Genomic DNA, 10,420 nt, shown 5'->3' with positions numbered 1-10,420 from the left:
GGCGGTCCACAGCAGGTTTCTCTCGCCGCGTTCGCCGACCACCCGCGCGATATCTACATCGACATCAGATTCGTCGAACCGTGGGACGGGTGGGACCTGCCACCCGACTACTCGGACGCGGTGATCTTGAAAGAATTCGAAGTGTAGTCAGATCTGCACTGACGGGGGAGAAATCCCCATGGGAGGGCATCATGTTGAAGGTTTTCAGGACCGCGTTGATCGGGGCGGCGATGGTCGCCGGTGTGATCGCCGTGTCGGCGCCGGCGTCGGCGGTGACGTGGAGCGATTGCGAAGACGGCGGGGGCGTGGTCATTCTGGAGCAGAACGGCCAGTACACCTGCATCCACGGCTTCTACGGTGACATGCAAGTCTTTCCCTGACCTCGGAGGCACCATGAGTGAGCGCGACGAATCCACCACCACCATCACCCCATGGGTAACTGTCAGCTTGGAGAAGATACTGCTCGCCGCAGCAGAGTTCGCCAACGAACACGCCTACAACTATCTGGCCGAGGAACACCTGCTCGCCGCTGTGCTCGCGGATCCGCGGTCGTTCCTCGCATGGGTGTGGCCGAAAGGGGAGGCGTTGACCCTCGAGCAGTTGCGCCAGGTCGTGCTCGACAACCTGCCCCCGGTACAGGCGGCAACGGTCGGCACCGACAATCCGGTCACCGTCACGACGGTGCGGACCGGGCCGGTCGCCGACGAACTCGCTCGGAACTCCTGACCAAGTACCACCGACTCCGATGGCAAAGGCAAGAACCCATATCGCCGGGCAGCTGGGTCGGTTTCACCCGGCTACCGCCACACAGCCAGCCCCCGACCGGAGCCAGAACGCACCACCTGGCCCTGACCGCTGGAACCCACGCGTTCGGGAAACGGTCGATTTTCGAACGCTGGGCAGTCTGTCCAGGGCGGTGAAGAAGTCCGCACGTGCTCACTCTCCGCTCATCGCCCTGGTGCCGTCGGCCTGGTCGACGAACTCCGGTTTCTGCAGATCCGCGAACGCGAGCAACGCCTCCCGCACCGCGGCGACCGCACCGGGCCCCCGCCCACAACACCCTCGCGTTCGAACGTCGACTCGACCAACAGCCGCGGCACCGTAGGTCGGGTCCTGCATGCGTCGGTCGACCTCGGTGGTGAGCGCGCGGATCGCGTCTTGGCGGTCGGCGCCGGTCACATACCAGTCCTCGCCCGGGTAGTAGGCGCCGATCGTATGTCGCTGCGCGTTTCGAGATGGCCCGCGAACCCGCGCGGGCGTGCGCGGTCGAGTGTCTTGGGGGTCAGATGTATCGGATTGCTATGACCGATTCGGGACCGTGACGAGTTCGGTGGACTCGGGTCTGCGGTCGGGTAGTTCGTCGCGGAGGACTGGTTCGCCGAGGTCGATGCGCTGTTGGAGGCGTTTCATCCAGGCCGGGGCCCACCAGCAGTCGTCGCCGAGGAGTTTCATGGTGGCGGGGACGATCAGCATGCGCAGGACGGTGGCGTCGATGAACAGCGCGGCGATCATGCCGAAGGCGATGTACTGCATCATCACGAGGTCGGAGAAGGCGAACGCGCCGGTGACGACGAGCAGGATGAGTGCGGCGGCGGTGATGATGCCGCCGGTGTGGGCGGTGCCGACGCGGATGGCCTCGGTGGTGTCGGCGCCACGGGCGCGGGCCTCGACCATGCGGGACAGCAGGAACACCTCGTAGTCGGTGGAGAGCCCGTAGATGATGGCGATGATGAGGACCAGGACGTTGGCCTGGATGGGTTGGGGTGTGAAGTTGAGCAGGCTCGCGCCGTGGCCTTCGACGAAGATCAAGGTGAGGATGCCGAGGGTGGATCCGAGTCCGAGTGCGCTCATGACGGCGGCCTTGATGGGCAGGATGAGCGAGCCGAAGGTGAGGAACATGAGCAGGGTGGTGAGGAGCAGGACGAGCGCGATCATGACGGGGATGCGGTAGAGCAGGGCGTCGATGCTGTCCTTCTGGATGGCGGGTACGCCGCCGACGAGGAGGGTGACGTCGTCGGGGACGTCGAGGGAGCGCAGGTATTCGATGGTGACGCCCGCTTCGTCGGAGTCGGTGAGGATGGCCCGCGTGCGGTAGACGTCGCGTTCGACGGTGGAGTGCGAGGGAATGGCGAACTCTTCGGCGAGGCCGGGCGCACGATTGGCCTGTTCGAGAACGCTGCCGATGGCGAGGGTGTCGTCGGAGACGAAGATGAGCTCCAGCGGGTCGGAGCGACGCTGGGCGAAGTGTTCGTCGATGGCGGCCTGGGCGAGGCGGGTGGGATTGTCAGGTGGGAGATAGCGTTCGCTGAAGCCGCCGAATACGAGGTTGCGCACGGGCAGTATCAGCAACAGCAGCACGATGCTCAGGGGTATGGCGAGTTGGACGGGCCTGCGCATGACCCAGTCGGTCCAGCGGCCCCAGAAGCCGGTTTCGATCTCGTGTGCGGTCCTGGTGCGGCGGAAGCGGTGCAGTCCGAGTGCGTCCACGCGGGGGCCGAGGACGGCGAGAGCGGCGGGCAGGATGGTGATGGCGGTGAGCGCGGCGAGTGAGACGGTGGCGATTGCGCCGTATGCCATGGATTTGAGGAAGCCCTGTGGGAACAGGAGCATGCCGCCGAGGCTGGCGATGATCATGGTGGCGGAGAAGACGACGGTGCGTCCGGCGGTCATGACCGAGCGGCGGACGGCGGCGGGCGTGTCGTAGCCCTCGGCGAGCTCTTCGCGGAAGCGGCTGACCATGAACAGGCCGTAGTCGATGGCGAGGCCGAGTCCGATCATGGATACGACGGGGGAGACGAAGGAGTTGACCTCGGTGTAGTTGGTGATGATGCGGACGATGCCATTGGCGCCGGCCATGGTGAGTCCGCCGACGACGAGCGGAAGGGCGGCCGCGACGACGCCGCCGAAGATGATGAAGAGCAGGACGGCGACGACGGGGATGGCGAGTAGCTCCACGCGGCGGGTGTCCTGGGCGAGGGTGTCGTTGAGTGTGCCGCCGACGGGTTGGAGTCCGCCGACGCGGACGTCGATTCCGGGAATGGCGAAGGCGTCCTTGACCTCACGGTAGTTGCGCATGGTCTCGGTGTCGTCGTCACCGCGCAGGGCGATGGCCGCGACGGCGTATTTCCTGTCGGGGGTGGCGGCCGCGGCGCCCGCGGGGTTGCCGGTGTCGGTTCGCCAGTAGGCGGCCTTGATGCCCGCGATCTCGTCGGGGTGCTCGCGCGGGAGGCTGTTGAGGTTGTCGATGACGGCGCGGCTGAAGTCGGGGTCGTCGACGGTTCTCCCCTGGGGTGCGGTGTAGAGGACGACGACGTCGAAGTCGTGGTTGCGACCGAAGGCGCGGTCGGCGAGCTGTGCGGCGCGCGCGGATTCGGATCCTGGGTCGTCGAGTCCGCCGGAGCTGAGGTGGTGTTCGAAGCCGATGCCGTAGCCGCCGAGTCCGAGGAGTGCGGCGATGACTATGCCGAGGACGGCGTATCGCCATCTGGTGACGAGGGTGCCCCATTGTGCGAACATCATCGGTCTCCGCGGCGTCTGGTCGGTGCGGGTCGAGGTGTTGCGCGGAAAGCCAAGGGGCCGCTTCCTTTCCGGGGGTGGCTCGCGGGTGTTCGCCATCAAAGGTACAGACAGCAGTGAAATGTGAACGTTTAACTAAGGTGGCGGGCGCGGAAGATCATCTCGAATTCGACGCGCGGGTCATCGGGTCCGATCGGATCGGACTCGACGGCGCGGCGGAATCCATCGCGCTGATACGGGCGCTCGGCTGCCGGATTCCCCGCGATGACCTGCGATCCGACGATGCGGTGGCGGCCGGGGCGGCATGGCCGAGTACCGTGCGGACGCGCCGACCGGCGATACCGAACCCGCGGGTATGTGGTGCTGCACACAGCAGGCTGGGATACGCTCCGCCGGGCGCGTCGCGGGCCGAGCCGATGGTCGTCTCCGCATGCGGCAGTGCGGGATTGCGCAGATCCGTACGGTGGGAGGGTGACCATTCATCTGGCCCATTGGGGGGCGTTCGAGGCCGAGTCCGACGGACACCGGATCACGCGGGTACGGCCGTGGTCGGGCGATCCCGAGCCGTCCCCGCTCATCGGGAATGTGGTCTCGGCTCAGCACGATCGCACGCGCGTCGATCGGCCGTATGTGCGCCGGGGCTGGTTGGAGCGCGGACCGGGCGGTGGTGGGCGCGGCGAGGAGGATTTCGTCGCGGTGTCGTGGGATCGTGCGCTGGATCTGTTGGCCGGAGAGTTGGCGCGGGTATATCGCGAACGTGGTCCGCACGGCGTGTACGGCGGGTCGTACGGGTGGGCGAGCGCGGGGCGGTTCCATCACGCGACGAGCCAGGTGCACCGGTTCCTGAACTGTCTCGGCGGGTATGTGCGCAGCGTCAACAGCTACAGTCTGGCGGCCGCGGAGGTGCTGCTGCCGCATGTGATCGGCAGTATGGACTGGTTGGAGCGGTCGTCGACGGCCAAGTCCGTGCTCGCCGAGCACACGGAGTTGGTGGTGGCCTTCGGCGGGATCTCACCGAAGAATTCCGTGGTCGGGGTCGGTGGTGCGGCACGGCACGATACGCGCGGGTGGATCGCGGCGGCGCGTGAGCGCGGATGTCGATTCGTATCGATCGGTCCGTTGCGGGACGACATGCCCGAGCAGGCGCGAGCGGAGTGGATCGCGCCGCGGCCGGGCACCGACGCGGCCTTGATGTTGGCGCTGGTGCAGGTTCTCGATGCGGAAGGATTGGCGGATCGGGCGTTCCTGGACCGGTATACGGTCGGCTACGACCGTTTCGTCGAGTACGTTCGCGGCGGTGTCGACGGGGTGGTGAAGGATCCGGTGTGGGCCCAGCAGATCACCGGTGTCACAGCGGATTGCATACGGACCTTGGCCAGGGAGATGGCCGCGCATCGCACGTTGATCACCGTGAGTTGGTCGTTGCAGCGGGCACGCCACGGTGAGCAGCCGCTGTGGCTGGGGGTGGTGCTGGCGGCCGCGCTGGGCCAGATCGGCCTTCCCGGCGGGGGTTTCGGGCACGGTTACGGGTCGACCTCGGCGATCGGCGAGCCTGCGCGCGCGCATTCGGTGCCGCGTCTTCCGCAGGGACGCAACGGGATCGATCGGTTCATCCCGGTGGCGCGGATCGCGGACATGCTGCTGAATCCGGGGGAGGCTTTCGATTACGACGGCATGCGGTTGTCCTATCCGCATATCGCACTGGTGTACTGGTGCGGCGGGAATCCGTTCCATCACCATCAGGATCTGACCCGGTTGCGGGCGGCGTTCCAGCGGCCGGACACGGTCGTGGTGCACGATGCGTTCTGGACGGCGACGGCCCGGCACGCCGATTTCGTGCTGCCCGCGACCTTGAGTATCGAGCGTGACGATTTCGGCACGGGTCGGGTGGATCCGGTGTTCTTCGCGATGCCCGCGTTGACGCGGCCGCACGGTCGGGCGCGTGACGACTACGCGATCTTCGGTGATCTGGCCGAACGTCTCGGTGTGGGAAAGGATTTCACCGAGGGCCGGACGGCGGGGGAATGGCTGCGGCACATGTATGAGCAGTGGCGACCGGCGTACGCGCCGGATTTCGATGCGTTCTGGCGTGATGGTTCGCTGGAGATTCCGGTGCCGGATCCGCGGCAGGTGTTGTGTGCAGATTTCCGGGCCGATCCGGTGGGGTCGCCGCTGGCGACGCCGAGCGGGCGCATCGAGATCTTCTCCGAGACGATCGACGGATTCGGATACGCGGATTGTCCGGGGCATCCGCGCTGGCTCGAACCCGAGGAATGGTTGGGCGCGGAGTCGGCCGGACGGTTTCCGTTGCAGTTGGTGGCGAATCAGCCGCACGCGAGGTTGCACAGTCAGCTCGATGTGGGGGACTACAGTCGGTCGGCGAAGGTGTCCGGGCGTGAGCCGGTGCGGTTGCATCCGCTGGAGGCGCGGGCGCGCGGGTTGCGGGCGGGGGATGTGGTGCGGGTGTTCAATGATCGCGGTGCGTGTCTGGCGGGGGTGATCGTCGATGATGCGGTGCGTCCCGGGGTCGCGCAGTTGTCGACGGGCAGTTGGTACGACCCGGATCCGGCGGAGCCGTCGTTGTGTCGGCACGGTAATCCCAATGTGTTGACCGCGGATCGGCCGGCGTCGTCGCTGAGTCAGGGCTGCACGGGACAGTTGGCGTTGGTGCAGGTGGAGGCGTATGTGGGTGCGGCGCCGGAGGTGTCGGTGATTCGTCCGCCCGCCGTGTCGGAGTAGCCGGGGCGCTCGTTCGGCGTGCGGACCGGGCGGTATTGGCGATGATGGAGACATGAGGATTCGCGCCCCGTGGAGTTCGGGGCATTGGATGCGCACTGCCCGTCGCGACGATGAGGATCTGCCGGTTCCGGTGATCGCCAAATGGGAGGCGTATCGCAAGGGCGGTCGACGGCATCGTCGCTCCTATGCGTTGACCGAATTGGCGGCGATCGTTGGCGCGGCGGCTATTCCGGTGGTGGCGGTGACGGATCTGCCCGACCTGGTGGTGGCGCTGCTTGGTGCGGCGGTGCTGGTGGCGACCGGTGTGCGGACGGCGTTCGGTCTGCACGAGAGTTGGTTGCAGGACAGTCGGATCCAGTACGCGATCGAGCGCGAGGTCGCGCTGTATCTGGTGAAGGCGCCGCCGTATGCGGATGGTGGGGCGGCGGTGGAGTTGGTGAAGGCCGTCGAGGCGATCACCTGGGACGGTGGTCGGCGGTGGTCGGCGCGCGAGCAGGCGATGACGTCGCCCGCGGCGGTGGCGACCGGTAAGGACTGAGCCGGCGGGCGGAGGGTCGGCCGGGCGGGCGGCACGGTTCAGCGCAGGGCGGTGATGAGTTCGTCGATGGTGTGCTGGGATTCCAGCGGGTGGCGCAGGCGGCCCTCGCCGTGGACGGTGTAGGTGTTGCGGCGGCCGTTCTTGGTGCGGGTGAGGTAGCCGTCGGCGACCAGGTCGGCGACGGTCGCCTGCACGGCGCGTTCGGTGATGCCGATCGCCTGGGCCAGTTCGCGCATGGTCAGGTCCCCGTCGCGTGACAGGCACACCAGCACGTGGGCGTGGTTGGTCAGGAACGTCCAGCCCCGCGACGCCGATGGCTCCGGCGCGGTGGTGCGGTCGGGGGTGCCGGTGGTGTCGCGGGGGGGCATACCCGCACGATAGACCATCGCCATTTCCGGTATCCACCTTCCGGTGTCGAGTTGGGTGGGCATGCGGTCTGGTTCAGGGGCGCCGGTCCGCGGTGTCAGGGCCGGTCGGGGTGAGCATGGTGGGGTCGATCAGGGTTTTGCCGTGGGCGGGGGCGTCGACCTGTCCGGTCTGCCGCTCGGGCTCGGTCTGGTCCGGATCGCCCGTGGTGCTGGGGGTGGTGCGGGTGCGGGTCCAGCTGGCGGTGACGGCGACGGCGAGGATGGTGATGACCACGGCCAGGGAGAGGGTGGTGGGGATCTTGTAGATCTCGAGCAGCAGCATCTTGATCCCGACCCAGACCAGCACGATCGCGAGGCCGAGTTTGAGGTAGACGAAGCGGTGCATCAGGTCGGCGAGCATGAAGTACATCGCGCGCAGGCCCAGGATGGCGAAGGCGTTGGAGGTGAATACCAGGAAGGGTTCGTTGGTGACGGCGAAGATGGCGGGGATGGAGTCCACGGCGAAGACGATGTCGGTGGTCTCGACCAGCACCAGGACCGCCAGCAGCGGGGTGGCCAGCCGGCGGCCGTGTTCTTTGACCCAGAATCTCTGGCCGCGGTAGCCGTCGGTCATCGGGGCCAGGCGCCGGAACCAGCGCAGCACCAGGGACTTGTCGGGGTCGATGGTTTCGTCGCGGTGGCGGGCCATCTTGATGCCGGTGGCGACCAGGAAGGCGCCGAAGACATAGAGGATCCAGGCGAAGCCGGCGATGAGGATGGATCCGGCGGCGATGAAGGTGCCGCGGAGGACCAGCGCGCCCAGCACACCGTAGAACAGCACCCGGTGCTGGTACTCGCGCGGTACGGCGAAGTAGGAGAAGATGACCGCGAAGACGAACACGTTGTCCACGGCCAGGGATTTCTCGATCACGTAGCCGGCGTAGTACTGGGCGGCGAATTCTCCACCCCACCGCCACCAGATCAGCGCGCCGAAGCCGAGCGCCAACGCGACCCAGACCGCCGACCAGGCCGCGGCTTCGCGCACGCCCACGATGTGGGCTTTGCGGTGGGCGAACAGATCCATTGCCAGCATGACCAGGATGACTGCCAGCACCGCCGGCCACATCCACAACGGAACCGACATGATCGGATCCTCTCTTTGTCGGGAGCGCGGTCATACCGCGCGGAAAACAATGAACGACTTGGGGTTCGGGCCGACGTGGCGGCGGGTTCGGCCGGCAACGGTTCCCCGCGCCGGCCCGCGGGGCCGTAGATGGTTACTGGTCCGAGGGGCCTCCCATCGGCTGGGCACCACCGAAGCGGTGTCCGCGCTTCCGCATCCATAATTCACGAAACAAACTTCTTCTGTCAAGATTGACGAATTAAATTTCGCTAGTTATGGTTCTTATGTCGGTGTTGGCCGGCGATCGTTCCGAACAAGTCGAGGAGGACTGCGATGCGGGTACACGATGTGATGGTCCGTCCGGTGGTGACGGTCGGTGAGGACACCCCGGTGCGGGTGGCGGCGGTGACGCTGAGCGAGCGCGGGTTCGCGGCGTTGCCGGTGCTCGATCGCGACCAGCGACTGGCCGGGGTACTCACCAGCGGTGACATCCTGCGCGCGGGCGAACCCGATACCGCGGTCGCGGTGCGGGAGGTGATGACAACCCCGGCCATGGCCGCGGCGGGCCACCAGGATCTGGCCGAGGTGGTGCGGATGCTGCTGGGCCACGGGGTCCGCTCGCTGCCGGTGCTCGACGGCGACGGGCGCGTCCAAGGCATGTTCAGCCGCGGCGACGCGCTGCGGATCATGCTGCGCCCCGACGAGGCGATCACCGTCAGCACCCAGGCACGCCTCGACGACTACACCCGCACCCGTCGCTGGCACGCCAGCGCCCGCGACGGCACCGTGGCCCTGACCGGAGTCTTCGCCGACGACTCCGAACGCCGCATCGCCACCGCCCTGGTACGCACCGTGCCCGGCGTCCGCGATGTCACCCTCACCGCCATCCACCCCGTCACCAGCTCATAGCCGGCCGACGCGACCGATGCGCCTGCCACCGCACGGAGGACGCGCGATGGCCATCACCCGCGACCGGCCCACGCCGCAGATCAATCCTCGGACGCCGGCGCCGGTGGCTTCCAGCTATCCGGGCGAATTCGCCACTGTCCGCTCGTTCCTGCCTGCGATGATGCGCAACATCGAGTTCGGTGCCATCGGCGAGGCGGTGTGTGGGACTGGCAACGACCCGTATTCAACCGGTCTGTATTCCCCCGATCGTCTCTCTTGATCGCGACCGTTTCCGGGTCCGCCGCTGGCGAAACCCGGTGGCCCCGAATGCTGCCCGGCGGCCATGATGGCGGGCATGAGCCTGATGAAGTACTGGCCCTTGGCCGGATTGCGGGTGCGGACACCGCGTCTGGAACTGCGTCTGCCCGGTTTGGAGGATCTGGGCGCGCTTGCTGGGCTGGCCGCGGAGGGAGTGCATGATCCGGCGGTGCAGCCGTTCACTGCGGAGTGGACCGATGCGGAACCAGACGAGTGTGCGCAGCGGGTGCTGCGGTGGCACTGGCGATGTTGGGCCGACTGGCAAGTCGATGCGTGGGCACTCAATCTCGTCGTGCTCCGAGAGGGGGAGTCGGTTGGCACCCAGACGATCAGTGCGAAGGACTTCGCGGTCTGCTGCGAGGTGAACACCGGATCCTGGCTCGGCCGAATCCATCACGGGCGAGGCATCGGAACCGAGATGCGGGCCGCAGTTCTGGAGTTGGCTTTCGCTCATCTCGGGGCCGAGTCGGCGGTATCGGGCGCGTTCGAGGACAACCTGGGCTCGCACGGAGTCTCACGCAATCTCGGATACGAGCCCGACGGGCTCGAGGTGCATGCAGTGCGGGGAAGGCCGGCGGTGATACGTCGGTTGCGGCTGACGCGTGAGAGATGGGAAGCGCGTCGGAGCATGCCGGTGGAAGTGACCGGGCCAGCGGAGTGTCTGTCGCTATTCGGAGCCCGAATCAAACCGTGAGGGCACGCGCGAAGTGCTTCGATCTGCCGGTTTGGTGTCAGAATTTCGTTGCGCCGCAACCCAAATGCGTAGGCCGTTCTCACCGTGCTGTTCGTCGGACTCGGCATCGCCTCCACCAACCTGAAGCCCAGCCCTGAAGTCCCACACGCCGACTCCCATAGTGAAATCTATCTATTTCACTCCGACGAGCGGGTGTCGCTGATGAAATGAAGCGAGCGCTCGAACCGAGGATGGGAGGCGGCCCGATGGGTGCAACG

The 10,420-nt window shown here is 66.9% G+C and carries 12 protein-coding genes; 8 read left to right on the top strand and 4 right to left on the bottom strand.

Going from position 1 to position 10,420, the window contains the following annotated elements; all coding sequences use genetic code 11:
- The first annotated feature begins 191 nt into the window (after positions 1-191).
- Positions 192-380, top strand: a complete 189-nt coding sequence (locus tag APZ21_RS08060; protein ID WP_054812588.1) for a hypothetical protein — start codon at positions 192-194, stop codon at positions 378-380.
- Positions 381-393: 13 nt separating this feature from the next.
- Positions 394-726 (top strand): Clp protease N-terminal domain-containing protein, encoded by a 333-nt coding sequence (locus tag APZ21_RS08055; RefSeq protein ID WP_054812587.1) that lies wholly within the window; start codon positions 394-396, stop codon positions 724-726.
- Positions 727-936: 210 nt separating this feature from the next.
- Here the strand turns inward: APZ21_RS08055 and APZ21_RS08050 are convergent, their stop codons facing one another.
- Both APZ21_RS08050 and APZ21_RS08045 read right to left on the bottom strand, forming a co-directional pair.
- Positions 937-1,179 carry an LOB domain-containing protein gene (locus tag APZ21_RS08050; protein ID WP_054812586.1) on the bottom strand — a complete coding sequence of 81 codons (243 nt, stop codon included), beginning with the start codon at positions 1,177-1,179 and terminating at the stop codon, positions 937-939.
- A 120-nt stretch (positions 1,180-1,299) separates the two neighbouring features.
- On the bottom strand, positions 1,300-3,519 hold the full coding sequence (locus tag APZ21_RS08045; RefSeq protein ID WP_307586960.1) for an MMPL family transporter: 2,220 nt from the start codon (positions 3,517-3,519) through the stop codon (positions 1,300-1,302).
- A 468-nt stretch (positions 3,520-3,987) separates the two neighbouring features.
- Between APZ21_RS08045 and APZ21_RS08035 the strand changes: the two genes are divergently transcribed.
- The gene (locus APZ21_RS08035; RefSeq protein ID WP_054812584.1) at positions 3,988-6,255 is read left to right on the top strand and encodes a molybdopterin-dependent oxidoreductase; all 2,268 of its coding nucleotides are present in this window, start codon (positions 3,988-3,990) and stop codon (positions 6,253-6,255) included.
- Positions 6,256-6,307: 52 nt separating this feature from the next.
- Positions 6,308-6,793, top strand: coding sequence for a DUF4231 domain-containing protein (locus APZ21_RS08030; RefSeq protein WP_054812583.1), 486 nt, complete (start codon positions 6,308-6,310; stop codon positions 6,791-6,793).
- 38 nt (positions 6,794-6,831) lie between these two features.
- On the opposite strand, the gene APZ21_RS08025 is transcribed toward APZ21_RS08030, so the two are convergent.
- Entirely contained in the window at positions 6,832-7,161 is a 330-nt protein-coding gene (locus APZ21_RS08025) for a helix-turn-helix transcriptional regulator (RefSeq protein ID WP_054812610.1), read from the bottom strand.
- A gap of 73 nt (positions 7,162-7,234) precedes the next feature.
- Positions 7,235-8,284 carry a TerC family protein gene (locus APZ21_RS08020; protein ID WP_054812582.1) on the bottom strand — a complete coding sequence of 350 codons (1,050 nt, stop codon included), beginning with the start codon at positions 8,282-8,284 and terminating at the stop codon, positions 7,235-7,237.
- A gap of 312 nt (positions 8,285-8,596) precedes the next feature.
- Between APZ21_RS08020 and APZ21_RS08015 the strand changes: the two genes are divergently transcribed.
- From APZ21_RS08015 to APZ21_RS35975, 4 genes are all read left to right on the top strand, one after another.
- Positions 8,597-9,172: a CBS domain-containing protein gene (locus APZ21_RS08015; RefSeq protein ID WP_054812581.1), complete on the top strand. Its 576-nt coding sequence runs from the start codon at positions 8,597-8,599 to the stop codon at positions 9,170-9,172.
- A 46-nt stretch (positions 9,173-9,218) separates the two neighbouring features.
- The gene (locus APZ21_RS08010) at positions 9,219-9,431 is read left to right on the top strand and encodes a hypothetical protein (RefSeq protein WP_054812580.1); all 213 of its coding nucleotides are present in this window, start codon (positions 9,219-9,221) and stop codon (positions 9,429-9,431) included.
- Between the two features lie 75 nt (positions 9,432-9,506).
- Positions 9,507-10,163 carry a GNAT family N-acetyltransferase gene (locus APZ21_RS08005; protein ID WP_239476540.1) on the top strand — a complete coding sequence of 219 codons (657 nt, stop codon included), beginning with the start codon at positions 9,507-9,509 and terminating at the stop codon, positions 10,161-10,163.
- Between the two features lie 84 nt (positions 10,164-10,247).
- Positions 10,248-10,373, top strand: coding sequence for a hypothetical protein (locus APZ21_RS35975; protein WP_275426188.1), 126 nt, complete (start codon positions 10,248-10,250; stop codon positions 10,371-10,373).
- The last annotated feature ends 47 nt before the right edge of the window (positions 10,374-10,420 follow it).

The sequence above is a fragment of the Nocardia arizonensis genome (assembly GCF_001310275.1).
In the GTDB taxonomy this organism is placed as follows: domain Bacteria; phylum Actinomycetota; class Actinomycetes; order Mycobacteriales; family Mycobacteriaceae; genus Nocardia; species Nocardia arizonensis.
The sequence above is the reverse complement of the archived record's forward strand: the minus strand, read 5'-3'. Positions and strand labels throughout refer to the sequence as shown.

What these genes read in the sequence shown, in the direction of transcription:
- APZ21_RS08060 (WP_054812588.1), top strand. Translation starts at nt 192, where the DNA reads ATGTTGAAGGTTTTCAGGACCGCGTTGATCGGGGCGGCGATGGTCGCC.
- APZ21_RS08055 (WP_054812587.1), top strand. Translation starts at nt 394, where the DNA reads ATGAGTGAGCGCGACGAATCCACCACCACCATCACCCCATGGGTAACT.
- APZ21_RS08045 (WP_307586960.1), bottom strand. Translation starts at nt 3,519, where the DNA reads ATGATGTTCGCACAATGGGGCACCCTCGTCACCAGATGGCGATACGCC.
- APZ21_RS08030 (WP_054812583.1), top strand. Translation starts at nt 6,308, where the DNA reads ATGAGGATTCGCGCCCCGTGGAGTTCGGGGCATTGGATGCGCACTGCC.
- APZ21_RS08025 (WP_054812610.1), bottom strand. Translation starts at nt 7,161, where the DNA reads ATGCCCCCCCGCGACACCACCGGCACCCCCGACCGCACCACCGCGCCG.
- APZ21_RS08020 (WP_054812582.1), bottom strand. Translation starts at nt 8,284, where the DNA reads ATGTCGGTTCCGTTGTGGATGTGGCCGGCGGTGCTGGCAGTCATCCTG.
- APZ21_RS08015 (WP_054812581.1), top strand. Translation starts at nt 8,597, where the DNA reads ATGCGGGTACACGATGTGATGGTCCGTCCGGTGGTGACGGTCGGTGAG.
- APZ21_RS08010 (WP_054812580.1), top strand. Translation starts at nt 9,219, where the DNA reads ATGGCCATCACCCGCGACCGGCCCACGCCGCAGATCAATCCTCGGACG.
- APZ21_RS08005 (WP_239476540.1), top strand. Translation starts at nt 9,507, where the DNA reads ATGAGCCTGATGAAGTACTGGCCCTTGGCCGGATTGCGGGTGCGGACA.